Below are 25,367 nucleotides of genomic sequence, written 5' to 3'. Positions count from 1 at the left end.
CATCATGGTCACTCTCCTTCCCGGACGACCGCGACGACCACGTGCGGCCGGTTCCCGTCCTGCCCGGTGAGTGCGTCGTGCAGGGCGTCGTGGTCGCGCCCGTCCACGGTCGCGGCGGTCCACCCGTTGACGGTGAACCGGGCCGCGATCCCGCCGCGCCAGCCATGGCTGGCCGAGTCGTTGTCGATCACCACGGCGGTCAGGTTCGCCAGCCGGACCGCGCCCGCGTACGCGATCGCCTCGTGGTTGGACCCCTCGTCCAGTTCGGCGTCGCCGAGCAGGACGTACACCCGGGGGGTCGCGAGGCCCTGGGCCCGCAGCCCTAGCGCGGTGCCCACGCCCAGGCCGAGGCCGTGGCCGAGCGAGCCGGAGCCGATCTCCACCCCGGGGACCAGCAGCCGGTCCGGGTGTTCGCCGAGCAGGCTGTCCGGGCCGCCCTGGTCGTCGAGCCAGTCGACGGGCACGAAGCCCTTCGCGGCCAGCACGGCGTAGTAGCCGGCGACGGCGTGCCCCTTGGAGAGCAGGAACCGGTCCCGGTCCGGGTCGTCGACGGTCTCCGGGGTGATCCGCAGTACCCGGTCGTAGAGCACCCGGAGGACGTCGAGGGTCGAGTAGACGTTCGGGCCGAACTCCCGACCTGCGCGGACCCGCTCCAGCAGGGACCCCAGCGGTGCGGGTGGGTCGCCTTCGGGGGCCCGCGTGGTGGCGCTCATGATGGTCATGCCGATAGCCTGCAAGTTGAAGTCCCCTTCAACTCAAGGCGACGTGATGCAGGAATCACTGACCATCGGCCAGCTTGCCACGCGCAGCGGCGTCGCGCAGTCGGCGCTTCGCTACTACGAGCGCCTCGGCCTGATCCGGGCCGACCGCACCAGCGGCAACCAGCGGAGGTACGCCCGCACCGAGCTGCGCCGGGTGGCGTTCGTCCGGATCTCCCAGCAGGTCGGCATCTCGCTGGAGGAGATCCGCGACGCGCTGGACTCGCTGCCCGCCTCCCGCACCCCGACGGCCGCCGACTGGACGGAGCTGTCGACCGCGTGGCGGGCCCGGCTCAGCGAGAAGATCCGGCTGATGACCAAGCTCCGCGACGACCTGGACGCCTGCATCGGCTGCGGCTGCCTGTCGTTGCAGCGCTGCACCCTCTCCAACCTGGAGGACAAGCTGTCGGGCGAGGGCCCCGGCGCCCGGCTCATGCTGCCCCCCGCCGAGCAGGCCCCGCCCGCCGGGTGAGAAGCCGGGGTCACCCGATGGTGAGCAGCACCTTGCCGACGTGGTTGTTGGACTCGACCAGCCGGTGCGCCTCGGCCGCCTCGGGCATCGGCAGCCGCCGGTCGACGACCGGGCGGACCGCCCCGGCGGCCACCAGCGGCCAGACCTGATCCCGCACGCCCGCGACGATCGCCGCCTTCTCCGCCAGCGGCCGGGACCGCAGCGCGGTGGCCGCCACCGAAGCCCGCTTCGCCAAGAGCGCGCCCAGGTCCAGCTCCGCCTTCCGGCCGCCCTGCATGCCGATCACCACGAGCCGGCCGCCGGTGGCCAGCGCGGCCACGTTCCGGGCCAGGTAGGAAGCGCCCATGATGTCGAGGATGACGTCCGCGCCCCGGCCGTCGGTGACCCGCCGGACCTCCTCGACGAAGTCCTGCTCCCGGTAGTCGATCGCGTGCGTGGCGCCCAGCTCGCGCAGCCGCTCGTGCTTGGCAGCCCGGGCGGTCACCACGACCGTCGCGCCGAGCGCCGTGCCGAGTTGGACGGCAAAGGTGCCGATCCCGCTGCCCCCGCCATGCACCAGCAACGTCTCGCCCTTCGCCAGCCCGGCGAGCCGGACCACGTTCGACCAGACCGTGCAGGCCACCTCCGGCAGCGCCGCCGCCTCGACCAGGTCGACGCCGGCCGGCACCGGCAGGAGCTGCCCGGCGGGCACGGCCACCCGCTCGGCGTACCCGCCGCCGGCCAGCAGCGCGCAGACCTCCTGGCCGACCGCCCACCCGGTGACGTCCGGGCCGATCGCGCCGACAACCCCCGAGCATTCCAACCCGGGGTACGCGGGCGCGCCCGGCGGCGGCGGGTAGTGCCCCTGCCGTTGCAGCAGGTCGGCCCGGTTTACCGCGCTGGCCCGCACGTGCACGACCACCTCGCCGGGGCCGGGCTCCGGATCGGGCACCTCCGCCCAGACGAGTGCGTCGGGTCCGCCGGGCTCCGGGATCGTCATCGCATGCATGGTCCAGTCTTACCCGATCCTGCTCTCCGCCCACGTCCGGACCGGATCTCGTCCACCGTCTCCTGCGGGGCCTGCTTCGGGGTGACCTGGCCGGAGCCCGGTCCGGGACGGGTCGGTGCGGGCGTCGAGGTCGGTCTGGATGTCGTCGTCGGTCCGTTTCGTCGACGATCCTCCGGCGGGAGAGGTCGCCGCGCGGGGCACCGGGCGGGGGAGCCGGCGGGCCGGCAGTGGGGCCACTGTGGACCCGGCGGCGGCCATGATTCGCTGGTCAGCACGATGACGGTGGTGTCCCGCGTCCGGTCGCCGGTTCAGCCACGGTGGGACAGCGGCTCACCCGCCGGCCGGCTTCTGGCAGACTAGGCAGCGGTCGCGTCCTGCGGGGCGCGGTCCGGGAGGGTTCGCCTAGTGGCCGATGGCGCTGGTCTTGAAAACCGGTAAGGCAGCGATGTCTTCGTGGGTTCGAATCCCACACCCTCCGCCCGATGTTGGGCACTTTTGCCCAGCTCAGCCCCGGCTTTGCAGCCGGGGCTGAGTGCTGATGGGGGCTGGTGGGGGACTATCGAACAACCCCACGCAAACGCCGGCCAGGGGCGCGTCGACTGCTGGTGGGGCAGTCTCACTGGTTGCCGGGCATGTCGCCGACGCGATCTAGGCTCGGCGCGACGAATGCTGGCAGCCGAAGGAGAGTGACCGTGCTCGACAACGAGACGCAGAGGTTCATGCGCGAGGTCACCGGCCTTGCTCCTGAGACGTTGGCCCGGGTATTCGATCGTGCCCTCGATCTGTGGCAACAGGGCGGGCGCGACGCCAGCAGAGCAGCCAAGGTTTCCGCGTCCCAGAACTCCGAGATCCGTAGGACCGTGCTTGCGAGCTTCCGGCCGCGTATGGAGGAACTCGATGCCCACCAGCCTGGGCTGTGGTCGAGCGCGATCAGCGGCACGGTGATCGCGGCGCGCGGCGTGCTGAAGCGCGACCGCTTGACGGCCGAGCAGTACCAGGTGCTGATGGAACCGTTTGCGTCCGCGGGCATGGTCACGCCGGAGCGTCCGAGGCATGAGAGCCGGGAGTCGGATGACACCGCCGCCTCGGCCGAGGACCGGCCGGGCCGTCCTCAGGACTTGACGGACGACCACGTGGCCGTCGCCGAGCGGATGCGGGCCTGTGGTCTTTCCACCGGGTCCGACTACTGGTTGTACGTCGCTGGCGAGCCGGCATCGGCCACGACGACGCCGGTCGAAGCAGGGGAGCATCGCCACCTTCCCCAGTAGGGCTGGTTCCCCGGCCGGCCACCTATCCGTAGGTCCTTCCGCGCCGATCCGACGTGCCGGTGGTCGATTGGCGGGGCATGGCGGGGTAAGAAGGTGCGCAGGAAATCCACGCTCACCGGAAGGACCGTCCCTGATGTCCCTGGAACGACCGATCGCCCCGGACCCGTACGAGCTGCTGCCGACCGTTGCGTCGTTCACCCTGACCAGTGACGACGTGCACAACGGCGAGCCGATGGACGCCCGGCACGCCCACGGCAGCGTCGGCGGGGGGAACGTCTCGCCGCAGCTCGCCTGGTCGGACTTTCCCGCCGAGGCGAAGAGCTTCGTGGTCACCTGCTTCGACCCGGACGCGCCGACCGGCAGCGGCTTCTGGCACTGGGTGCTGGTCGACCTTCCCGGCTCGGTGACCGAGCTGCCCCGGGGCGTCGACGAGGCCGCCCTGGGCGACGCGTTCAGCGTCCGCAGCGACTACGGCGCGGCCGGTTTCGGCGGCGCGGCCCCGCCGGCCGGAGACCGCCCGCACCGGTACGTGTTCGCCGTGCACGCCGTCGATGTCGAGCGCCTCGACGTGGGCCCGGACGCCACCCCCGCGTACGTGGGCTTCAACCTCGCCTTCCACACCCTGGCCCGGGCGGTCATCCGCCCCACGTACCAGGTCAAGGACTGAGCCACCCGACCCGCGATCTTGCACTTGCGGCCTGCGTCTCGTGGCACATGCCCGGATTGCCCGGGCCGAAGGTGCAAGATCGCGGGGTCGGTGGGGTGGGGGGTTAGGAGGGGACGCGGGCTACGGCGAAGACGGACTGGCCGAACGGGGGGCGGACCAGTTGCTCCGCCGCCTTGGTGGCGGGGAGGACGAGGGTGTCGTAGACCTTCACCATCGGGCCCTCCTTCGGCATCAGCCGGAAGACCTTGGTCGCCATGAAGTAGCCGATCAGGCCGAGCGCGTTCGCGTAGTGGATCTTCTCCACGGTCAGGCCGGCCTCGGTCATCGCGGCGGCCAGGGTCTTCTTCGTGTACCGGCGGACGTGGCCGGTGGCGATGTCGGCGGGGCCCATCGCGAACTGGAACGCCGGCACGATGATCACCACGGCGCCGCCCGGCCGGACCAGGTCGCGCATGCTGGCCAGCGCGCCCACGTGGTCCTCGATGTGCTCCAGCACGTTGTACGACACGACGGCGCTGTGGTCCCCGCGCTCGGAGTGCGGCAGCAGCATCTGCCGGACCTCGATGTTCGGCTGCGCGGCGAGACGCTCCTTCAGGGCGACCAGCCGGTCCGGGTCGGCCTCGGTGGCGGTGAACCGGGGGAAGTGGTCCGCCCACGCCAGGGCGTAGTCGCCCAGCCCGCTGCCGATCTCGATCGGGTTGTCACCGAGGTGCGGGACGGCCAGTTCGACGAACCACCTGCGGTGGTTGACCGCCGTCGCGAGGCCTTCGAGCACCTCGGACTGGACACGCTGATCCCCAGTGATTTCTGCCATGCGTCGATTCCTCACGGTGTGACTCGACCTGCCCCGGGACCGACAGAGTGAACCATCCGAAGCGGACGGTGGGGAAATCGGGGCACCGTGGTGGCCGAATTGCGGTCGGGGGTGGGCACGAGATCGGCGGTCGGCGAACCCGGCACATAGTACGCCAGTCCCCAGAAACATGTCACGTCAGTGCCATACCCTGACTACTCTATGAATTGTCATGACTACTCCTCAATCGGACCGCCCCGACGGCGAGCCCGGGGGCGGCGAGGCCGAACCCCCGGTGTCGGACGTGTCAGATAAGGGGGTGGGCAGGGGCGCGGCGTCCAGGCGGGGGCGCTGGACGGACGTCCTCGCCGTGCTCAGCTTCGCGCTGATCGCACTCTGGGTGACCATCCGGTTCTGGGTGAACCCAGCGCACGGGGTCCGGGACAACCGATCCGACCAGGCGCTCTTCGAGTGGATGATGGCGCACGGCGCGCGGGTGTTGACCGATTTCGCATACCCGTTCGGCTCGGACCAGATGAATGTGCCGGACAGCGTCAATCTCATGGCCAACACGTCCGTATTATCCATTTCCTTGCCAATGACGCCGGTCACCGTCCTGTTCGGGCCGCGTACCGCTTTTCTGGTGTTCCTCACCGGCGGCATGATCGCCACCGCGACCGCCTGGTACTTCGTCCTCTCCCGGGTGCTGGTCGGCTCCCGGGGCCCGGCCTGGCTCGGGGCCGGGTTCTGCGCGTTCGCCCCGGCGATGGTCTCGCACGCCAACGCCCACCCCAACATCGTCAGCCAGTTCGTGGTGCCCCTGATCGTCTGGCGCACCCTGCGGCTGCCCGACGGCGGCCGGTGGCTGCGCAACGGCGTGCTGCTCGGGCTGGTGATCGTCTGGCAGGCCTTCATCAACCTGGAGATCCTGCTGATGACCGCCATCGGGCTCGGCGTGGTGGTCGTCGCGCTGGCCCTGGGCCGGCCCGAGCTGCGCCGGCGGGCCCGGCCGTTCCTCGCCGGGCTGGCGGTCGCCGCCGCCCTGGCCGTGGTGCTGCTGGCGTACCCGCTGTACGTGCAGTTCTTCGGCCCCGGCGCGTACGAGGGCCTGTCCGAGCTGATCCGCGGCTACCGCACCGACCTGGCCTCGTTCACCGCGTTCGGCCGGGAGTCGATCGCCGGTGACCCGAAGGCCAACCTCAGGCTGGTCAAGAACCCCACCGAGGAGAACGGCTTCTTCGGCTGGCCGCTGGTCGTCCTGGTCGGCGCCCTGGTGTGGTGGCTGCGGCGCAGCCCTGTGGTGCTCGGCCTCGCCGCGGTCGGCCTGCTCTTCGCAGTGCTCTCCCTCGGCCGGGAGATCCAGTTCGAGGGCCGGGCGACCGGGATCGCCGGGCCCTGGGCGGCCCTGGAGAACCTGCCGATCCTGCACTCGGTGGTGCCCACCCGGTGGGCGCTGGCGACCGTCCCGGTCGTCGGGGTGCTGCTCGCGCTCGGTGCGGAACGGGCCCGCCGGCTGGCCCGGGAGCACCCGGCCGCCCGCCCGCAGATCCGCTTCGCCACCGCCACCATGCTGACCATGGCGCTGCTTCCCGCGTTCCCCACCCCGTTGCCCTCGGTACGCCTCGACCCGGTGCCCGAGTTCGTCACCTCCGGCGCCTGGCGTCCGTACGTGGCCGGCGGGCGCAGCGTGGTGACCCTGCCGCTGCCGGACACCGACTACCCCGATCCGCTGCGCTGGTCGGCGGCGACCCGCCTGGACCTGCCGCTGGCCCGGGGCTACTTCCTCGGGCCGGACACCCGGCCCCGGGCGCCGGAGGGGCGGATCGCCCTGTTCACCGCCCCGCCGCGCCCCACCAGCAGCTTCTTCATCACCATCCGGCGCACCGGCCAGGTCCCGCCGGTCACCGCGCCGACCCGGGCGTCCGCGCTGGAGGACCTGCGGTACTGGCGGGCCGGGGTGGTGCTGCTCGGCCCGCACGAGCACGCCGACGCGCTGCGCCAGGGGATGACCGAGCTGACCGGCATCCGTCCCACGTACACCGGCGGGGTCTGGGTCTGGGACGTCCGCCCGCTGACGGACTGAGCCCGCCGTCGACGGGTTCAGTCCGTCAGCGGAGGCAGCAGCCCTGGCAGACCTTCGGCCTGGGCAGGGTGAAGGCCAGGCAGCAGGTGCGGCGCTGGACCGTCGGCTCGCCGGTCGGGCCGGGCACCAGCTCGACCAGATCCGCCAGGTCGAGGGCGTGCAGCAGGGTCTCGACGTGCCGGGTCGCGGGGCCGGGCAGCACGTCGGCGGCCTGCAGCACGCCGTGCGCGATGCCGGAGGCGACGGAGCCGAGCAGCGTACGGGTGCCGATGCGGACCTCCGCCTGGATGGCGGCGACCAGCGGGGCGAGGTGGGCGTCGAGCAGCGAGGCGCGGAGCACGGCCAGCAGCGCGGCCTCGTCGGCGACGACCCGGACCTCCGGCAGCCCCGCCAGGGCCAGCGGATCGCCGGGGAGCACCGCGACGGTGGTGGACCGGCGCAGCCCGAGGGTGACCAGCGGGCGGTGGTCCTCGAAGTGGATCAGCACGTCGGCCGGGTCGAGCAGCGGCACCCGGCGGGCCGCCGCCCAGCCGAGCACGGCCGGCAGGGCGGTCCAGTAGCTGTACGCCTTCCAGGCCAGCGCGGCGCAGGCGTGCGGGGTGCCGCCCCAGCGCAGGGTGGCGGCGTGCAGCAGCTCGGGCAGCCGGGTCCCGTCGACCAGGGTGGTGGCCGGGGCCCAGCCGAACCGGTCGTCGGTCACCAGCAGGCCCGGCGCGAGCCCGGGCAGGTCGTCGGTGCCGAACATGGCGCGCAGGGTCGCGGTCACCGGGGCGAGGGGCGTCGCGGTCTCCCGCGTGGGCATCACCGCTGTCACCGCATCTCCCCCTGACCGACGCTCCGAGCCGTCAACTAAGGCTAGCCTAACCAACACCTCGGGGGTAGGGGAAGCCTCGACCGGCGGCGGCCGGGAGGCGTCCGTCACCCCGGCGGGCTCCCTGCCACGGGGGCGTGTCGGGGAACTACCCGGCCAGGAGCGGGGGAAACGCCGGTCGGGCGGGGCGGGCCAGGCCGCGGAAGCATTGACGTTCATGCGTGAGTTGTCAAGCCGAATGTCGACAAGGTGCCACTCCTGTGCGCATTCACGTACAGAAAGTGAAACTGATACTCCCCTGCGTTGAGGAAGCTGATGACGACCTCTCCCATCGAGCGGGCCGCTGGCTCGTTCGCGGCCGAACTCGCCCGGCAGCGGACCGAGCGGGGGCTGTCCAAGAAGCAACTGGCCACCCTGATGGGCTTCGACCCGTCCTACGTCAGCCACGTCGAGGGGCGCCGGCACCGGCCGACCGAGGACTTCGCCCGCCGGGCCGAGGCCGTCCTGGAGGCCAGCGGCGCGATCTGGCAGCGCTTCCGGGAGTACGACGAGCTGCGGCACGGCCGCCCCACCCCGCGGCACCGGGACCACCCCGCCCCCGGCCAGTGGATGCCCCCCGGAACCGGGCTGATCGTGGAGCGCGAGCTGGCCACCCTCACCCACACCGACGAGGGCTACCGGTGCGTCATCCGCCGGGAGCTCTACAACGCCGGCACCGAACCGGTGACCCGCTACCTGGTCCGGGTCGCCGTCGACCGGTACCCCAACGACCCCGGCCGGTCGAACCGGCACCACCGGGAACACCCGCTCACCTTCGCCGAGCTGCAACTGCTGTCGTACCGGTACGACGGCGGGGAGCCCGAGCCGATGCACTGGCGGGCCAAGCACGACCGGGACGCGTCCAAGGAGATCTGGCTGCTCTTCGAGAACGACGAGGGCCGCTTCCCGCTCTACCCCGGCGACCGGGTCACCATCGAGTACGCGTACCGCGTGGGCCGGGAGAAGTGGGGCCCCTGGTTCCAACGCGCCGTACGCCTGCCGACCCGGTACCTGGCGGTCCGGCTCGACCTGCCCACGGACCTTGATCCCCAGGTCTGGGGGGTGGAAACCACGCTCTCGTCCGAGGAAGGGCCGCTGCGCCGCCCGATCAGCCGGCACGAGCTCGGCGGCCGGGCGATCTTCGACTGGGCCACCGAGGACCCGCCGCTCAACGCCCGGTACCGGTTGCAGTGGCGGTTCCGCAGCCGCCCGCCCGAGTCCGACCCCGGCGGACCGGCCGGCGGCGGCCAGATCCGGGCCAGCGACCGGATGCAACGGCTCGGCATCGTGCAGCGCGGCGCGGACCTGCTGCGCCAGCCCAGCCGCCAGTTCGGCCTGCCGGCCGACGAGGCGACCGCCCGCGACGTGATCGACCGGCTCCGCTCGGCGTTGGTCCGTCTCGACGAGCTGCACCCGTTCAGCAAGGGCGTCGGCATCGCCGCCCCCCAACTCGGCCTCGCCTGGGCAGCCGCCGTGGTCCGCCCGCCCGACCGGGGCGCCGAGCCCGTGATCCTGCTCAACCCCCGGGTGGTCGACGCGTCCCCGGACACCGACGAGCAGTACGAGGGCTGCCTCTCCTTCTTCGACCACCGAGGGCTGGTGCCCCGGCCGCTGCGGATCGACGTGGAACACGCGCACTACGACGGCAGCCGGATCATCACCTCGTTCGAGTTCGCCATGGCCCGGCTCGTGGCGCACGAGATCGACCACCTCGAGGGCCGGCTGTACGTCGACCGGATGACGCCCGGCGTGCCGCTGGTGCCGGTGGAGGAGTACCGCGAGACCGGCAACCCCTGGCGGTACTGAGAGACGCGCAAGGGGGCGGACCGGGTCGCGTGCCCCAGGGGGCGGAGGCACGCGACCCGGTCCTTTTCGGGGGGAGGAAAGTCTTCGTCCGGGTGGCCCGGAGTATTCGACGGCGGGCGCATCCGGTGGCCCGGCGCACTTGGCGGACGCGTACGTCGCCGCGCTACAGCTCGCCGAAGGTGTCGTACCGGATGTTCGGCGGCGGCACGTCGTCCCCGGCGAGCGCCCGCAGGGTCGCCCGGACCATCCGGGCCGAGCCCGAGACGTAGCAGTCGTGGGCGGTCCACGGGCCGTACCGGGCCACCACCTCCGAGATGTCGCCCCGCTCCCCGTCGAAGTCCGGCTCCGCACTGCACGCCGGGGTGACCGAGAGCCAGGGGTGGGTGGCCACCAGCTCCCGCAGCCCGTCCAGCGCGTACAGGTCGTCGACGTGCCGGGCGCCGTAGAAGACATGCACCCAGCGGGTCCGGTTCCAGCCGGTCAGCTCCTCGACCAGCGCCTTGACCGGGGCCAACCCGACCCCGCCGGCGACGCACAGAATGTCCCGTTCCGAGGAGCGGTCCAGGGTCATCGACCCCATCGGCGCGGCGACGCGGAGCAGGTCCCCCGGCCTCGTACGGCGCACCAGCGCCCCGGACACCCAGCCCGCCCCCGGCGGCGTCCGGACGTGGAACTCCAGGACGTTGTCGTCGTTCGGGGCATTCGCCACCGAGTACGTCCGCCACACCCGGGGCAGGTGCCGGGGGACCTCGACGCTGACGTACTGGCCGGCCCGCCAGGGCAGCGGATGCTGGAGGGCGCGGACGGTCAGCACCGCCGTGTCCGCGCCGTGCCGCTCGTGGGTCAGCACCTCGGCGTGCCAGTACGGCGGGTTCTCGTCCGCCGCCGCCCCGGACAGCATCTTCTCGACGATCGCCGCGTACGCGTCCCGCCACGCCTGGTCGTACTCCAGGTTCCAGCCGTCCCCGGCGGTGCTGCGCAGCGCGTCCAGCAGGGCCACGCCCATCGTCTCGTAGTGCCCTGATTCGACGTGGTACTTCCGGTGGTCCCGGCCCAGCGAGCGCAGGTACTCGTCGAAGCTCTCCGGGTCGTCCACCACCTGGGTCGCCGTGACGATCGCGTCCAGGATGCGGTCGCCCTGGCCGGTCATCGCCGCCGGGAAGAGCGGGCGCAGCGCGGGGTCGAGGAGGAAGAGCCGGGCGTAGAAATGACCGCTCAACCGGCCCCGGTCCTCCTCGACCAGGGTCCAGCTCTCCTTCAGCAGCTGCGCGACGTTGTCCAAGACGCTCCTCCTCCTGACGGCGGATCGGGCCCTCATAGAATGTCCACGGAGCGTGCATACCGGTCGCACAGAATGTGCGATCTCCTCATACCGCCCACGGCCGTGTCCCGCCGGCCGTCCGAGTCGGGCACAGTGGTGCGGTGACCGTTGAGCTCAACCGGCCGGCGTCCCGCCGGGTCCTCGGCACGGAGACGCTGCTGGTGCTCGGGCTCTCGCTCGGGCAGTCGGCGGTCTACGCGCTCGTGTCGATCATCGCGAAGCTGACCGCCGACGGGCCGCTGTCGAAGCAGACCGCCGCGCTGAACACCTCCCAGTCGGCCCGCCCCTGGCTCGACCTGACGTACCAGCTCCTCGGCATCGTCTTCGCGCTGCTGCCGGTGCTGCTGGCCGTACACCTGCTGGCGCGCGACCCCGGCGACCCCGGCCGTACCCTCGGGGTGGACCTGCGCCGGCCCGGCTCCGACCTGGCCCGGGGCGCGGGCCTCGCGGCGCTCATCGGCCTGCCCGGCCTGGTGTTGTTCTGGGCCGCCGCGCAGCTCGGCGTCAACGCCACCCTCGTCCCGGCCGGCCTGCCGGAGGTCTGGTGGGCGGTCCCGGTGCTGATCCTCGCCGCCGTGCAGAACGCCGTGCTGGAGGAGGTGATCGTGGTCGGCTACCTGGTCACCCGGCTGCGCCAGCTCCGGTGGCGGCTCGGCGCGGTGATCGCCGCGAGCGCCGTCCTGCGCGGCTCCTACCACCTTTACCAGGGCTTCGGCGCGTTCCTCGGCAACGCCGTGATGGGCGTCGTGTTCTCCTACTTCTACCTGCGCACCAAGCGGGTGCTGCCGCTGATCATCGCGCACACCCTGCTCGACGTGGTCGCCTTCGTCGGCTACGCGCTCCTGCCGAGCTCCTGGTTCGACTGGCTCTGACGGCCGCCCCGCAACCCGCCGCCCCGCAACCGGACGCCGCGCGACGGGGTGGGGCCGTGGGCGCTGCCGTCAGCGGGCGCGCGGTGGCCGGTAGGCGGCGACCGCCCGGGCGGCCAGCCGCTCGGCGGCGGCCGAGTCGCCGATCGCGGCGGCCAGCACCGCCGCTCCCGGCACCAGCCGGGACGCCACCCGCAGCCCCAGCCACCCCCCGGCCTGCGCGGCCAGCGGGGCGGCCAACCGCCAGGCAGCCTCCGCAACCCGGGGCCACGGCTGCTCGACCGGGTCGGTCGCCGCCTCCGCCGCCGCCAACGCCAACGCCACCCGGGCGCTCTCCGCGTCCGGATGCACCCGGGTCAGCACCAGCAGCTCCACCGCCCGTTCCGGGTCGGCCGGATCCCGGCCGTACGCCGCCGCCAGGTGCAGCACCAGGCCGGACTGCGCCCAGAGCACCGCCGCCAGCTCCGCGACCGGCGCGAACAGGCCTGCGAGCGCCGCCGTCGCCCCGCCCGCGGCAGCCAGCCGGACGAACCGCCGGGTCGCGAGCCGAGCCAGCCCGTCCGGCGTCGCGTCGGGGTAGACGTCCCGGAGCGACGCCGCCCAGTCGCGCGCCCCCGGCCCCAGCGCCCGCACCGCCGCCAGGGCCAACAGTTCCGGAGCGAAGCCCGGGTGGTCGAGCACCCGCACGGCCGCCGCCCGCAAGCCACCCACGTCGGTACGCGCCGACGCCGTCCCTGGCGCCCGGCCAGCAGTCCCGGCGCCGGCCTCGATGCCTGCGGTCTCCGGACCAGCTATCGCGGGCGCAACCGTCTCGGGGGTGCCCGCCTTCGGGATGACCCCCACGGGGGTCACCGCCTCCGGGGTCACCGCCTCCGGGGTCACCGCCTCCGGGGTCACCGCCTCCGGGGTCACCGCCTCCGGGGTCACCGCCTCCGGGGTCACCGCCTCCGGGGTCACCGCCTCCGGGGTCACCGCCTCCGGGGTGGCCGGCTTCGCTGGGGTGGTGGCCTTTCTCCGGGCGGCGCCGGCCCTCTTCGGCGTGGCGGTCCTGCCGGCCGTGGTCGGGGTCGCGTCATCCTCGGCCGGGGTCGCCTTGGCCGCAGTTGCCTTCCGAGCGGGGGTCTTTCGAGCGGGGGTCTTCCGGGTGGCCCGCGCCCCGAGGGCCGAGCCGGCGGCGGTGACGACCGTCTCCGGAGCCTCGAGAGGGGCGGTGCGCGGTTCGGCCGGTTCGGCCGGTTTCGGCTCGGCCGCTGAGGGCGGCGGGTCGTCGGTGCCGCTGTGTGCCTGATCACCTTGGCTGGCCGTACCCGTTGGCGGCTGAGGCGGCTCGGCCGCCCCGGTGGCCGGGATTGGCCGGGCCGCGGCGGACCTGGGGGCCGGCAGCGGCAGAGCCGACCGGTCGGGATCTGGTGGTTGGAAGAGCACGGTGGGGGCCGCCGCCCGGGCCCGGCGTGGCTGTGACCTCGTCACGTCCGGAGGCGGGGCGTCGGCGGAGGCCGCAGCGGGATCGGGAGGGACGGGCGGCGTGAAGGCCGCGCGCGGAGGACGGCGTCGGCGCGCGCCCTCACCAGGCTCGCGGCGGGGCTGGTCGCTTGGCGGCTGCTCCTCCATGTCGATGGATCGTAGCCCTGATCCGGGTGCCGCACAGCAGGGAAACGCCTGGATGGGAAGCGGTCGACCATCGAGGCCCGGGCGGCCCTCCCAGGTGCCGCCGCCCCGGCTCCGGTAGTCGCTTTGCTCCGGACGGGTGTGGGCCTGTATTCTCGGGCGCGGTGGTCTGCTGGCCACCGAGGAGACTTCGCCTAGTCTGGTCTATGGCGCCGCACTGCTAATGCGGTTGGGGTCTTAAAGCCCCTCCCGGGTTCGAATCCCGGAGTCTCCGCGCGAAAGCCGGTGTGTAGACTGGTCGAGCAGCAGGCGCCCGTAGCTCAACGGATAGAGCATCTGACTACGGATCAGAAGGTTAGGGGTTCGAATCCCTTCGGGCGCACAAGATCAAACAACGTCTGACCTACGGAAACGCGGTCAGGCGTTTTTTGTTGATCGTCCCGGATGGACGGTGGGTGTCACGGGGGTGTCGTCACTTTCTGTAATCTTGGGTGGGTCGCACAGGCTTTGAACTGGTCTTTCGTGGTGGTGTCACCGCTGCTTGGCGGGCGGTGCGCTTGTTTTTTGGGCGGGTGTTGGGGCGGTTGCTCTGGCCCCGCTTCCTGATCTTTTCGCGGGTGCGGCGGGCTGCGGCGAGGACCAGTCGGGCGGTGGCTTCGGCGCACTTGCGCTGGGCGTATGGCAGGACGCTGGTGTAGGTGTCGGCGGTGGTGACGATGCTCGCGTGACCGAGTTGGTCTTGCACGGTTTTGAGGTCGGCGCCGGCTTCGTGGGCGAGGGACGCCGCGCCGTGGCGGAGGTCGTGCAGGCGGATCGGTGGGATGTCGGCTCGCTTGACGAGTCGGTTGAAGTGCCGGGTGGCGTACTGGGGGTGCAGCGGCCTGCCGTCGGGGCGGATGAACACGTAGCCGCTGTCGTAGCAGGCTCTGCCTGCCGCCTCGAGGGCGGCCTGTTGCTGACGCTGGCGGCGCAGGTGCTCGCGGAGCACGGCCACGGTGTGTTTGTCGAGGGCGACGGCGCGCGTGCTGGCGGCTGTTTTGGGTTCGCCCTCGATGACCTGGTAGCCGACGGTGGTGCGGCTGCGGAAGATGAACAGCACGCCGTTGTCGAGGTCGATGTCGGCCCAGCGCAGGCCGCATGCCTCGCCGCGGCGCAGGCCGCGTAGGGCGATGAGCCACCACAGGGCGAAGAGCCGGTCGGTGGTGACCGCGTCGAGGAACGCGGCGAGATGGGGCGCGGTCCAGACGGCGACCGCGGGCCGTCGACCGGTTGCCCTCCACTCTGCGACGCGCGCCGGTGTCCAGACCTGGGCGTGCGGCTTGCGGTAGGACGGAAGTTCGAGGTGCCGGATCGGGTTCGCGTCGAGGAGGCCCTCGCGCACGGCGAGGTTGAGCGCCGCGCGAAGGGTGGTCCGCAGGTGCTGCAGGCATGAGGGCGACTGTGGCTGGCCGCGTCCGTTGGTGGTCCGTGCGATGTCGTCGAAGCCGCTGCGGATTCTGCGGATGTTGAGATCGGCCAGGGTGATCCTGCCCATGTGCGGGATGAGGAACTGTTCGACGTCGCGGGCGTACTGGGCCCTGGTGGTGTCCTTGATCTTGGTGCGGGTGGACAGCCAGTACCGCAGCCACCGCTCCAGGGTCCATCCCTGCGCGGTGCGTTCCTCGCCGGTCTGGGTCAGCCACTCGTTCCGTGCCTGGGTGGCGGCGGCCTTGGATCGGAAGCCGCCTCGGCGGGCCCGTGCCGGCCTACCGAACGCGTCGGTCGCGGAGCAGGCGAAGTACCAGGTGCCGTGGCCGCGTTCCAGCAGGCGCGTGCAGTTGTTTTCGAGCCGCTTCTTTGTCCCATTGTGCCGGCAGCCACACCGCTTGTAGGTTTTTCCCAGACCAGCCATAGTTACTCCCCATTTCGCATGTCAAGGGAATTTCGTGATAACTGGTCACATTCTTTGCTGTTGCACTGGGGGGTAGACGGACTGCGGGTCCGTCGCACTGGTCGACATCGATTCGACGCCGGAGGGCGTGCCCGGCCGCTCGTCAACGCCTTCTACGTGCCAGCTGCGACGTCGACAGCGAGGGCGACGAGGGCCGTGAACGCCTGGAGGACGCCGAAGGCCAACGCCCACAACGCGATCCGGGCTTCGACCGTCATGCGCCTGCTGGGCGTCTCGGTCACCGCCGGTGAGGCGACACTGTGAGCAGCTGCTGGTGCCGGGGAGATCGGTAGCGGCGCGAACGACGGTGGCACGATGTGCAAACGATAGAACCACGGATCCAGCCAGCTAGCCGCACCCAGGTGACGAACCCACGCCACCATCTTCTGTCGCTTGTGTTGCCGACAGCCCACGAGAATCTTGCCGTCCCTCGCGCACGGCTTCCTGGTGGTCTTGGTCAGGACAAGGCACTTGGCGTCGATCCTGAAGCCGAAGTAGTAGCAGACGTACAGCAAGGCAACTGCCGACAAGAACAGGAAGCCGCCCACGTTCTCCCAGAACGTGGGCTGCGCGACGGGCTCCGGATTCGCTGCCACGAGAAGCACGACTGTGCAATCTACAGCAGGCAACCAACCAACCTCGGAACGTGAGCGCCCCTGCGGGCGATCGGAGACAGCTGCCACCCGCCGTTCGGCACGCCCGCGCCGCACCTCGCGCTGCAACGACCACCAGGGACCCCGGGCGGCATGGCGACGACGATGCCCGCCCGTCGCCACGCCGCCCGGAATCTCACCGATGCCAGCGGGATTCGTGCGTCCGCCTGGGCCGCCGACCTGCCGCCGGCCGAAGCTCGGTGGCTCTCGTGGCAGAGGACGGCTTCCACCGAGGGCGGCAGGCAGACGCCGTCGTCACCGGTCGCGCCTCGGCGGGGCGCTCCTGCGGTGGCTTCGGGTTGTGGCTGAGCTGGCGCTGGATTTCTCCGCCAGGCTTGCCAGCGTCAAGGACCAGACGCGCCGTGGCTTCCGCGGCCTCGCGCTGAGACTCGGGCAGAACACTGGTGTAGATGTCGGCAGTCAGCTGGATGCTGGCGTGCCCGAGCTGGTCCTGCACCGCCTTGAGATCGGCGCCGGCTTCCCGTGCCAGGGTCGCGGAGCCGTGTCGCAGGTCGTGCAACCGGATCGGCGGCAGCCCCGCCCGGTTGACCAGCAGCCGTAACCGCTGAGTGGGATAGCCCGGATGGATCGGCATCCCGTCGGGGCCGGTGAACACGTAACCGCTGTCGTGCCACACCTTCCCGATCGTGGCCCGCGCGCTGCGCCGCTGGGTTTGCCGGTCGCGGTGCTGGCGCAACACCCGCACGGTGTGCTGGTCCAAGGCCACGCTCCGGCGACTTGACGCCGATTTCGGTGGGCCCTCGTGCACGTCGTAGCCGGCGGTGGTGCGCTGCCGCACCACTGACAGTTGCCCCGTGTGCAGGTCGACTTCGCTCCAGCGCAGGCCGGCGGCCTCCCCTCGGCGCAGGCCGCGCAGGGCGATCAGCCACCACAGGGCGAACAGGCCGTCGTCGCGGACGTAGTCGAGGAAGGCGGCCAGCTGCACTGGTGTCCACACGGCGATGGTGGGCCGTTCACCGGTGGCCTTCCACTCGGCGACGCGGGCCTCGGTCCACACCTGGGCCTGTGGGCGGGGGCGCGCGGGTAGTTCCAGGTGGCGGGCCGGGTTATGGGTGAGCAGACCCTCGCGGACGGCGCCGGTCAGCGCCGCCCGCAACGTGGTGTGGACGTGCTGCAAGGTGCACGCGCTCTGCAGTTGCCCCGACCGGTTACGGGTGGCCGCGATCTGCGCGAACGCCGAGGTGAGCTGCCGTGGGTTCAGGTCACCGAGGATCAGCTGGCCGATGTGCGGGATCAGGAACCGCTCGACGTCGTGGGTGTAGTTCATTCGCGTCGTCGGCCGGATCCGGGTCCTGGTCGACAACCAGTACCGCAACCAACGGGCGACCGTCCAGCACCGACCGGCCTGCTCCTCACGCGACAACGCCAGCAACTCGTCGCGCGACTTGCGCGCCGCCGCCTCCGACGGGTAACCACCCCGACGGATCCGCTCTGCCCGTCCAAGCAGGTTGCGGGTTGAGCAGTGGAAGTACCAACTGCCGTGCCCGCGCTGCGCCAACAGCGGACAGGACGCGCCCCGCCGCCGGCCCGTCTCCGGGTCCACACATCGACACCGCTTCACGATGACACCGTGACCGTTCATGATCCCCCCTTGGCCTGGTAGGCACTCATCGTCACCAGGCCCGAGAGCGAACCGGCCCGCCTTTGTGTTATTTACTCACCATTTGGCCGGTAAGGGTGGTATAGGGTTTTAGCGGCTTGGATTCCCGACATGGTCATGTCTTGGCAAGCCAGTTGAGTGTCGACCTTTAGGACACGTGGGTGATGTCGTCGGAGCGACCAGGCGGGCACACTGCGTGCATGTCGATTTCGTCGACGCCGACTTCCACCTCGTGGGTGCCGTCGATGCCGTCGTGTTCGATCTCTTTGACGGTCAGGGTGGCCCGGCCCCCGATGGACCGGAGGCGGATCCACCGGCTCTCGTCGCCGGCGGCGATGTCATAGACGTTGCGGCGCAGCAGAGTGGTGTCGCGGACCTGCCGTCCTCCGCAAGATTGGATGAGTTCGGCGACCTTGACGGGCTCGATGTCGAGAACCTTTGCTTCGTACTCGGCTGGCACCGTCTTTCCTCTCGTCGGGCGAGGTATCTGGCTACGCGGCAGACAACTGACGGTACTCCGCGTCGCGGAGAGCGATGATCTCTCGACACAGGTCACTTCGAACGAACTCCTCGAGTGGCGGGCAGAGGTCCATCCGCTGGATACAGACGCCGACCTGGTACCCGCCGGCTCTGTCCCGATACAGCCGTATCCCGTAGTAGCCCTCCTGGCAGTCGGTGCCGTTATTGAAGCGGCAGCCGACACAGGTCTGGGACAGGCGGACCGGCCGGATCTGCTTGAACCACACCACTCGTCCGTCGGGCAGTTGATACGCGGTTCGCTGACCGGATGCACCAGCCGTCACGTGGCGGGTGATCGGCACCGCGTTCAACTGAGGTGATCTCGTGTGTCCTGAACGCAAGGAGGAGCCGGTGTAGGTCGGGTTCTTGATGTGGTGCTGCGTGGGAGATGAAGGTTTGGCCCTTCGGAGCCACCCTGCGGAGGGAGGCTCCAAACCGCCTCATGCTGCGTTGGTTGATGACCGTCGTGGTGAGCGATGAGGAAAAGGCGTCGTTGAGGCGTCAGGTGGGGACCGGGAAGGCGAGCGCGAGCGAATCGTTGCTGACGTGTCGAAATCTCAACAGGTGACATCAGAACCGGGGCGTGAGATCAGTTCCGGGATGAGTCTGGCGGGTGTTCCGCTTATTGGCCAGGCGGTGTCCGGCATGTAGACGGCGCGAGTCCGGTCTGCGGCTTCCATGTGGAACAGGAGAAGGCGTGCCTCGACACTGCTTGCCCGGGTATGGGTAGGTGATAGGGAGTATCTCGAAGCGGGAAGACCGTGAGGGAGTGAGTACCGTCGCGGGGCGCGCTGGCGGACCGGTTCGTAGTAGCGGTGAAGGTTCTGTAACGGGACTGGAGCGAAGGGGCCGGGTTGTTCGTGGCTGTGTTCGTTCGATCAACCGGGCGGGAGCCCGGGAGGAGTCGCGTGGACGAGTTGAAAGCATCGGGTAAGTCGTTCGATATTTCGAAGCGGGCTGTCTGGCAGGCGTGGGAGAAAGTCAAAGCGAACAAGGGTGCACCGGGTGTGGACGGGCAGTCGATCGCGGAGTTCGAGTCTGACCTCAAGGGCAACCTTTACAAGGTCTGGAATCGGATGTCGTCTGGGTCGTACTTCCCGCCGCCGGTGCGCGCGGTGGAGATCGCGAAGGCGCACGGAACGGGCACCAGGATTCTGGGGGTGCCCACTGTGGCCGATCGGGTCGCGCAGACGGTGGTAGCCGGGCAACTGGAGGGCAAGGTCGATTCGATCTTCCACCCGGACTCCTACGGCTATCGCCCGAAGCGCTCCGCTCTTGACGCGGTGGCCGCGTGTCGCCGGCGATGCTGGCAGACGAACTGGGTGATCGATCTGGATATCGCCAAGTTCTTCGACAGCGTGCCGTGGGACTTGATGGTCAAAGCGGTCGAGGCGAACACCGAACTGTCGTGGGTGCTGCTGTATGTGAAGCGGTGGCTGTGCGCGCCGTTGCAGCTGCCCGACGGGTCGTTGCAGATCCGGGAGCGTGGGACTCCACAAGGTTCCGCGGTCTCGCCTGTGCTCGCCAATCTGTTTCTGCACTACGCGTTCGATGCGTGGATGGTCCGGGAGTTCCCCGGCGTCGCCTTCGAGCGGTACGTGGATGACGCGGTGGTGCACTGCGCCAGCGAGGTCCAAGCCCGGCAAGTTCTGGCTGCCCTCGTGAAACGGATGGCAGAGGTAGGGCTGGAGCTGCATCCGGACAAGACCAGGATTGTGTACTGCAAGGACAGTAATCGGCGTGGTTCGTACGAGCACACCGCGTTCACGTTCCTCGGGTACAGGTTCAGGCCGCGTGGGGTGCGCACGAAGACTGGGAAGATGTTCACCGGCTTCAACCCGGCGATCAGCAAGGACGCTTTGACTAGGATCGGTGGCCAGGTGCGGTCCTGGGGACTGCACCGGCGCACCAACGTCTCCGAAGCGGACCTCGCCGAGCGGATCAATCCGATCGTGCGGGGTTGGATGAACTACTACGGCGCGTTCTACCGATCGGCGCTGTATCCCCTCCTGGCGCGTATCAACGCCTACTTGATGCGGTGGCTGCGCAAGAAGTTCAAACGACTGCGAGGACGCAAAAGGGCTCACGAGGCATGGACCAGAGCCGTCACCACGAGGCCGAAGTTCTTCGCTCACTGGGCCTGGGTACCTGGCGTCCCCGCCGTCTGGTGACCAGGACAACAAGAGCCGTATGAACCGAGAGGTTCACGTACGGATCTGTGAGAGCCGGAGGGTGAAACTCCCTCCGGCTACTCGCCAGCGACTTGCGGGTAGGTCGGTATTCGAAGTGGGTCAAGTGTAGAGCGGCGGCGATGATGTCACCGATCCCGCGGGGGCCGCTGGTGGTGTGATGCAACGTTTTCCAGCGTCCGCGGAGGATGGCGAAGCGCCAGCGCAGGCCGCGTAGCAGTCGGTTGGTGGTGCGGTTGGCCAGGGCGAGCCGCTGGCCGTCGGTGGTTGCTCGGGTTAGCGGGCAGGCCGGGCCCGATCAGGCGAAGTGACCGTGTGATCGGCCCGGCCTGCGCCTGCCCCGACTTCAGGCGGACCGCAGAGCGCCGGTTGGCGACATGCGGGCGGCGCGCAGTGCCGGGTACAGGCCGGCCACCGCGCCGACGACCACGGCGGTGGCGGGGCCCGCTGCGGCGGCGTACAGGGGGATGGTGGCGGGCCAGCCCTGGACGGTGGCGTAGACCAAGACCGCACATGCCCCGGTGGCGACTCCAGCGAGGCCGCCGGCGAAGCCCAGCAGGACGGCTTCAATGAGGAACTGGGCGGCGATCTGGCCGCGTCGGGCACCCAACGCGCGGCGTAGGCCGATTTCGCTTCGGCGCTCCATCACTCCGACCACCATGGTGTTGGCGATACCGACGCCGCCGACGAGAAGCGCGACCCCAGCGAGGGTGAGGACGAGCCCGGTGAGCGTGTTCTGGGTCTCGGCGCGTGCTTTCAGGAGGTCGGAGGGGCGGCTGACGGCAACGGTGGAGGGCTGGGCCGGATTGGCGGTGGCACCGGCCACGGCCTGGACACTGTTGACCCGCTCCGGAAAGACGCGCAGGTAGATGTCGGCGGCGGTGTCGTCGGAGCCGAGGCGCGTGACCGCCTGGGGCCAACCGACCAGGGCGGCCACGTCGAGGTCGGGGACGAGTTCGCTGGGTTTCAGGATGCCCGACACGGCGTACCACTGGCCGCCGAGCCACACCCGGCGGCCGGGCTGGTCCACGCCGAGGCGCCTCGCGGCCTGGTCGCCGAGGACGGTCACCGGGAGGTTCTCACTGGCGTTGTCGAGCCACCGTCCGGTGCGCAGCTCGAGGTGCAGTGTGTCGAGGAGGTTGAGACGCGCGCCGAGGATGGAGAGGGCGCTGGTCCGTCCTTCGGGCATGAGGTCGTTGCGGTAGACATGAGCGTTGGTCTTCGTCGTGGCGGTGACCTGTTGGACGGGGGCGATGTTCGCAAGCATCTTCTCGGCCGTCTGCGGCAGCGGGACTTCCTTCGTGTCGGCGCCCTTGCCGGGGCTCACGGTGAGGATGTTGCTTCCGAGTCGGTCCAGCCGCTCCAGCAGGTGGGCTTGGTTGGAGGCCGAGATGCCGGTGACGGCGACGACGGCGGCGATACCGAGCGCGATACCGAGCGCGGACAGCGCGGAACGCAGCCGGCGGGTACGAGGGCCGAGCAGACCCGTACGCAGCAGGTCCGCGGGACGCAGGCGGGCCGGGCGCAGATAATCAGGGCGCGGGGATGTCCGGCGAACATGTGGACTCATCGGAAGTCCCCCGTGGCCGCAGTGCTCATCGGTGTCGCGACGACCGGCGCCAAGGGGCCGGGCGGTACCGGCTCGTCGGGCTCGTGGCCTGCGGCGTTCCTCCCCCGCTCTGCGGCGGAGTCGTCGAAGGCGATCCGGCCGTCCTGGATGCCGACGCGGCGCGGGAATGAGCCGGCGAGGTCACGGTCGTGGGTGATGACGACAACCGTGGTGCCGTCCGCGTTCAGGCTCCGCAACAGGTCGATGATCGCGGCACCGGAGGCGCTGTCGAGTGCGCCGGTCGGCTCGTCCGCCAGGAGCAGGGAGGGGCGTCCGACCAGGGCGCGCGCGATGGCGACGCGCTGCTGCTCCCCACCGGACAGTTCGCCTGGCCGATGGTCGAGTCGATGACCGAGGCCGACCTCGCAGAGCGTGTCCCGGGCCAGCGCGCGGCGACGGCTGGCGCTGACACCGCTGTAGAGCAGCCCGGTAGCCACGTTCTCGACCGTGCTCAGCCCGGGCAGGAGGAAGAACTGCTGGAAGACGAAGCCGATCCGGTACGCCCGCAGTGCCGCGATCGCCGGTTCGGACAACGCGGACAGGTCGTGCCCCTCGAAGAGGAGCTGCCCCGAGGTGGGCCGGTCCAGGGAGCCGATGAGCGCGAGTAGCGTGGACTTACCTGAGCCGGACGGCCCGACGATGGCGACGAGTTCGCCGTACTCGACCCTGAGATCGATGCCGTGCAGGATGCGCAGGGCCGGGGAACCCGGATACTCCTTGACCACATTCCGTAGGTCAAGCAGGGCGGTGCCGCGTGTCTGGGGCTGGGTCATTCCGGGATCACCACCGTGTCACCCTCGCGGATGTCGCCGGTGACCTGGACCTTGGCGTTGGCGATCAGGCCGAGTTCAACCCGTACGAGCCGCGTGGTGCCGTCGGTGACAACCTCGACCCCGTAGCCCCCGCCGTCGAGGGCAAGCAGGGCGGTGACCGGCACGACCAGGGCGTCGTCGACGGTGGTGCCGATGAGGGTGACGGTGACCGAGGACTGTCCGGCCGTGCGCGCCGCGTCCTGGTCGGCGAGGGTGATGGTGACGGTGGGCTTGTCCTGGATACCTTCGTCCCCGCCGTTCCCGCCCGAGCCGGGTGTCATGGAGCGGACCTTGCCCGGGATCTCCGCTCCGCCGTTCAGCCGGATGGTGACCTGCCTACCAGGCCCGAACTGCGAGAGCTGATCTTCGCCCGGCTGCACGATCGCGACCAGTGCGGTCCCGCTCACTTTGACCACCGTATTGACCGCGGCGGCTGAGCCGAGCTTCCCGGGGACCTCCTGGACCCGTACGGTGCGTTGCGGGAGCATCACGACCCGACCGAGCGGCACGCGGCCTGTCTGGGTCAAGCCCGTCGCCTTCTGCCAGCGCTTGACTGCGGTGGCGGTCGCGGCCGTGAACTTCTCATCCACGGTCAACCCCAGGCCCTTCGCGTAGCCGAGGACCACGAGGTTGCGCTCGAGTTGCTTGACATCGGGCCCGTTGCTCACCCCGGCCGCCAACTCGCGCCACAGCGGTCGGCCACCGGTGAACATCACCACCGATTCACCATCGGTTTCGTACAGCTTCCCGCCCGCGTTGATGGTGTCGCCTGGCGCGGGAAGCCAGGTGATCATTCCCTGCCCCTGGGCGATGACATCGGTCGGGGCGTCGTAGGAGAGTCTTCCCGAGATCTTCATCCCGGAGGAGAGAGAGGTGCGCTCCACCTTCGTGGTGGTGTCCCGGGGGCCGGACTGCACCGCATCATGGTCCGTGTTCCAGGGCCGGGTGACGGCGAGCGAGGTGCCGGCGGCCACCACGACCGCGGCCATGGTCAGGAGCGCGGCGCGCTTGCGCCGCCGCGGCGGCTTGCGGCCGGTGCCGGCCGCCGGTTCCGTCGTGTCCGTCGCGTCCGTCGTGTCCGTCTTGGGGGCGGCGGATGGAGTACGGGGGGAGGCCGTCATGCTCACTGTCCGTCCAGCTGGGTCGTGTAGCCGGGCGAGTACGGTTCGGCCAGCTTCCCGCACAGCTCGAAGGCCTTGTCCCACCGATCGAGCTCGTTGACCTGCTCCGCGGTCCTGATGACGAGGACCCCGGTCGTGGGGTCGGGGTCCGGTGTGTTGGGGAAGCCGTTCTCGCGGGCACACTTGACGAACGCGCGGATCTTCTCGATGTACTCCCGCTGGTCCTCGGCCCGCGTCTGCTGGTACCCGGGGACCTTGGCGTTACAGGCCTTCTCCGCCTGCCCGTACGCGTCGGAGCCGGGATCGCCGCCGGCACCGGGTTGTTGCACCCCGGCGGCGGGAAAGGAGACTTTCCCGTCTTCGGTGACCTCGATGCCGGTCTGTCCCTCGTCCCGCATGCATTTCGCCCACGCCTCGACGGTTGCCCGCCGGTCCTCGGGAGGGGTCGACGAGTCGCCGTTGTCCCCGGCCACCCTCGGCGCGGAATCGCCTGAAGAGCAGCCGACTCCCACAGCGAGTACCGCTGCGGTCGCCAGCACCACCCTGGCCACACGAGTCGCTCCGTAACGCATGGTTTGCCCTCCTTGCTGTCGTGTTGGGAAAGCGTTGCGCGGCATCTGCGATGAGATCCCGAATCATTGCTACGCGGGCGTCGGTTGGGCGGCGGTGATCGAACTCCTAACCCGCGCCTAACCCTGCGAAGGCATGCTGGAAGGGCGCACTCGACACGAGGTGCGTTGGGCACATGACACGGAGGCGGAAGCGGTCGATGCGGGTGCTGGTGATCGAGGACGAGGTGGAACTGGCCGACATGCTCGGGGAAGGGCTGCGCGCTGAGGGAATGCGGGTGGACACCGTGTACGACGGAGCCCACGCACTGGAAATGGCCGCCCGGAACTCGTACGACGTCCTCGTCCTCGACCGCGACCTGCCGCACGTCAGCGGCGATGCCGTATGCCGTTCCCTGCGGTCAGTCCATTACCCGGCCCGAATCCTGATGCTCACCGCTGCGGGGGCGTTGTCCGATCTCGTGGACGGTCTCGCGCTCGGCGCCGACGACTACCTCGCCAAGCCCTTCGCCTACCTCGAACTCGTCGCCCGACTCAGAGCCTTGGCGCGCCGCGGTCCCGGCACCGCTCCGACGATCCTGGAACGGCGGGGGGTCCGGCTGGATCCGGTACGACGCTTGGCCGAACGCGATGGACGGCTGCTGCGCCTCACGCCGAAGGAACTCTCAGTCTTGGAGGTCCTGCTGGCCGCAGACGGCGGTCTGGTCAGCCCACGCACCCTGCGAGAAGAGGTGTGGGACCCGCACCTGGATCCGGCGACCACGACCGTGAAGGTCACGGTCCACCAGCTGCGCCGAAAGCTCGGTGACCCCCCGCTCATCGAGACCGTGCCCGGCTTCGGATATCGCCTGTGAGCCGCCG

Annotated in this window: 23 protein-coding genes and 3 tRNA genes; 11 read left to right on the top strand and 15 right to left on the bottom strand. The window is 70.4% G+C overall.

Annotated elements, in window-relative coordinates:
- Positions 1-8: 8 nt before the first annotated feature.
- Positions 9-722 carry a transketolase gene (locus OG617_RS13135; protein WP_405101673.1) on the bottom strand — a complete coding sequence of 238 codons (714 nt, stop codon included), beginning with the start codon at positions 720-722 and terminating at the stop codon, positions 9-11.
- A 46-nt stretch (positions 723-768) separates the two neighbouring features.
- On the opposite strand from OG617_RS13135, the gene soxR reads away from it, so the two are divergent.
- Positions 769-1,230: a redox-sensitive transcriptional activator SoxR gene (gene soxR, locus OG617_RS13130; protein ID WP_405101671.1), complete on the top strand. Its 462-nt coding sequence runs from the start codon at positions 769-771 to the stop codon at positions 1,228-1,230.
- A gap of 10 nt (positions 1,231-1,240) precedes the next feature.
- Here the strand turns inward: soxR and OG617_RS13125 are convergent, their stop codons facing one another.
- Entirely contained in the window at positions 1,241-2,218 is a 978-nt protein-coding gene (locus tag OG617_RS13125; RefSeq protein WP_405101669.1) for an NAD(P)H-quinone oxidoreductase, read from the bottom strand.
- Between the two features lie 391 nt (positions 2,219-2,609).
- Here OG617_RS13125 and OG617_RS13120 point away from each other — a divergent pair.
- The 3 genes from OG617_RS13120 to OG617_RS13110 all read left to right on the top strand — a co-directional run bounded on the left by OG617_RS13120 (position 2,610) and on the right by OG617_RS13110 (position 4,153).
- Positions 2,610-2,696 (top strand) — tRNA-Ser (locus OG617_RS13120).
- Between the two features lie 214 nt (positions 2,697-2,910).
- Positions 2,911-3,486, top strand: a complete 576-nt coding sequence (locus OG617_RS13115) for a hypothetical protein (RefSeq protein ID WP_405101667.1) — start codon at positions 2,911-2,913, stop codon at positions 3,484-3,486.
- Between the two features lie 133 nt (positions 3,487-3,619).
- Entirely contained in the window at positions 3,620-4,153 is a 534-nt protein-coding gene (locus OG617_RS13110) for a YbhB/YbcL family Raf kinase inhibitor-like protein (RefSeq protein WP_405101665.1), read from the top strand.
- 103 nt (positions 4,154-4,256) lie between these two features.
- On the opposite strand, the gene OG617_RS13105 is transcribed toward OG617_RS13110, so the two are convergent.
- Complete coding sequence (locus OG617_RS13105) at positions 4,257-4,967, bottom strand: class I SAM-dependent methyltransferase (protein WP_405101663.1); 711 nt, start codon at positions 4,965-4,967, stop codon at positions 4,257-4,259.
- Between the two features lie 211 nt (positions 4,968-5,178).
- Between OG617_RS13105 and OG617_RS13100 the strand changes: the two genes are divergently transcribed.
- Entirely contained in the window at positions 5,179-7,029 is a 1,851-nt protein-coding gene (locus tag OG617_RS13100; RefSeq protein ID WP_405101661.1) for a hypothetical protein, read from the top strand.
- Between the two features lie 25 nt (positions 7,030-7,054).
- Here OG617_RS13100 and OG617_RS13095 read toward each other — a convergent pair whose 3' ends face one another.
- Positions 7,055-7,831, bottom strand: a complete 777-nt coding sequence (locus tag OG617_RS13095) for an IucA/IucC family C-terminal-domain containing protein (RefSeq protein WP_405103666.1) — start codon at positions 7,829-7,831, stop codon at positions 7,055-7,057.
- Between the two features lie 324 nt (positions 7,832-8,155).
- On the opposite strand from OG617_RS13095, the gene OG617_RS13090 reads away from it, so the two are divergent.
- Positions 8,156-9,685 carry a peptide deformylase gene (locus OG617_RS13090; protein WP_405101659.1) on the top strand — a complete coding sequence of 510 codons (1,530 nt, stop codon included), beginning with the start codon at positions 8,156-8,158 and terminating at the stop codon, positions 9,683-9,685.
- A gap of 163 nt (positions 9,686-9,848) precedes the next feature.
- Here OG617_RS13090 and OG617_RS13085 read toward each other — a convergent pair whose 3' ends face one another.
- The gene (locus OG617_RS13085) at positions 9,849-10,967 is read right to left on the bottom strand and encodes a globin domain-containing protein (RefSeq protein WP_405101657.1); all 1,119 of its coding nucleotides are present in this window, start codon (positions 10,965-10,967) and stop codon (positions 9,849-9,851) included.
- Between the two features lie 140 nt (positions 10,968-11,107).
- Between OG617_RS13085 and OG617_RS13080 the strand changes: the two genes are divergently transcribed.
- On the top strand, positions 11,108-11,878 hold the full coding sequence (locus OG617_RS13080) for a CPBP family intramembrane glutamic endopeptidase (protein ID WP_405101655.1): 771 nt from the start codon (positions 11,108-11,110) through the stop codon (positions 11,876-11,878).
- Between the two features lie 69 nt (positions 11,879-11,947).
- Here the strand turns inward: OG617_RS13080 and OG617_RS13075 are convergent, their stop codons facing one another.
- The gene (locus OG617_RS13075) at positions 11,948-12,847 is read right to left on the bottom strand and encodes a hypothetical protein (protein WP_405101653.1); all 900 of its coding nucleotides are present in this window, start codon (positions 12,845-12,847) and stop codon (positions 11,948-11,950) included.
- Between the two features lie 819 nt (positions 12,848-13,666).
- On the opposite strand from OG617_RS13075, the gene OG617_RS13070 reads away from it, so the two are divergent.
- Positions 13,667-13,757, top strand: a tRNA-Ser gene (locus OG617_RS13070).
- A 35-nt stretch (positions 13,758-13,792) separates the two neighbouring features.
- Positions 13,793-13,865 (top strand) — tRNA-Arg (locus tag OG617_RS13065).
- A 90-nt stretch (positions 13,866-13,955) separates the two neighbouring features.
- Here OG617_RS13065 and OG617_RS13060 read toward each other — a convergent pair.
- From OG617_RS13060 to OG617_RS13040, 5 genes are all read right to left on the bottom strand, one after another.
- Positions 13,956-15,374: a tyrosine-type recombinase/integrase gene (locus tag OG617_RS13060; protein WP_405101651.1), complete on the bottom strand. Its 1,419-nt coding sequence runs from the start codon at positions 15,372-15,374 to the stop codon at positions 13,956-13,958.
- Positions 15,375-15,526: 152 nt separating this feature from the next.
- Positions 15,527-16,018: a hypothetical protein gene (locus OG617_RS13055; RefSeq protein ID WP_405101649.1), complete on the bottom strand. Its 492-nt coding sequence runs from the start codon at positions 16,016-16,018 to the stop codon at positions 15,527-15,529.
- Between the two features lie 184 nt (positions 16,019-16,202).
- Complete coding sequence (locus tag OG617_RS13050) at positions 16,203-17,669, bottom strand: tyrosine-type recombinase/integrase (protein WP_405101647.1); 1,467 nt, start codon at positions 17,667-17,669, stop codon at positions 16,203-16,205.
- Between the two features lie 166 nt (positions 17,670-17,835).
- Positions 17,836-18,147: a hypothetical protein gene (locus OG617_RS13045; protein WP_405101645.1), complete on the bottom strand. Its 312-nt coding sequence runs from the start codon at positions 18,145-18,147 to the stop codon at positions 17,836-17,838.
- 31 nt (positions 18,148-18,178) lie between these two features.
- Positions 18,179-18,508, bottom strand: coding sequence for a hypothetical protein (locus OG617_RS13040; RefSeq protein ID WP_405101643.1), 330 nt, complete (start codon positions 18,506-18,508; stop codon positions 18,179-18,181).
- A 606-nt stretch (positions 18,509-19,114) separates the two neighbouring features.
- Between OG617_RS13040 and ltrA the strand changes: the two genes are divergently transcribed.
- Positions 19,115-20,377, top strand: a complete 1,263-nt coding sequence (ltrA, locus tag OG617_RS13035; RefSeq protein WP_405101641.1) for a group II intron reverse transcriptase/maturase — start codon at positions 19,115-19,117, stop codon at positions 20,375-20,377.
- Between the two features lie 364 nt (positions 20,378-20,741).
- Here the strand turns inward: ltrA and OG617_RS13030 are convergent, their stop codons facing one another.
- The 4 genes from OG617_RS13030 to OG617_RS13015 are packed head-to-tail and all read right to left on the bottom strand — an operon-like array spanning position 20,742 to position 24,335.
- Positions 20,742-21,965 carry an ABC transporter permease gene (locus OG617_RS13030; protein ID WP_405101639.1) on the bottom strand — a complete coding sequence of 408 codons (1,224 nt, stop codon included), beginning with the start codon at positions 21,963-21,965 and terminating at the stop codon, positions 20,742-20,744.
- The gene (locus tag OG617_RS13025; RefSeq protein ID WP_405101637.1) at positions 21,962-22,777 is read right to left on the bottom strand and encodes an ABC transporter ATP-binding protein; all 816 of its coding nucleotides are present in this window, start codon (positions 22,775-22,777) and stop codon (positions 21,962-21,964) included. The genes OG617_RS13030 and OG617_RS13025 overlap by 4 nt, the downstream gene beginning before the upstream one ends.
- Positions 22,774-23,937: a peptidoglycan-binding protein gene (locus tag OG617_RS13020; protein WP_405101635.1), complete on the bottom strand. Its 1,164-nt coding sequence runs from the start codon at positions 23,935-23,937 to the stop codon at positions 22,774-22,776. Before OG617_RS13020 ends, OG617_RS13025 begins: the two co-directional genes overlap by 4 nt.
- 2 nt (positions 23,938-23,939) lie before the next feature.
- A complete protein-coding gene (locus OG617_RS13015) occupies positions 23,940-24,335 on the bottom strand; it encodes a hypothetical protein (protein ID WP_405101633.1) in 396 nt (131 codons plus the stop codon).
- A gap of 371 nt (positions 24,336-24,706) precedes the next feature.
- Here OG617_RS13015 and OG617_RS13010 point away from each other — a divergent pair, with 371 nt between their 5' ends.
- Positions 24,707-25,360 carry a response regulator transcription factor gene (locus OG617_RS13010; protein WP_405101631.1) on the top strand — a complete coding sequence of 218 codons (654 nt, stop codon included), beginning with the start codon at positions 24,707-24,709 and terminating at the stop codon, positions 25,358-25,360.
- The last annotated feature ends 7 nt before the right edge of the window (positions 25,361-25,367 follow it).

This window comes from Micromonospora sp. NBC_01412 (genome assembly GCF_045040215.1).
Taxonomy (GTDB): domain Bacteria; phylum Actinomycetota; class Actinomycetes; order Mycobacteriales; family Micromonosporaceae; genus Micromonospora; species Micromonospora rubida.
This window is presented reverse-complemented; position numbering and strand designations above follow the sequence as displayed.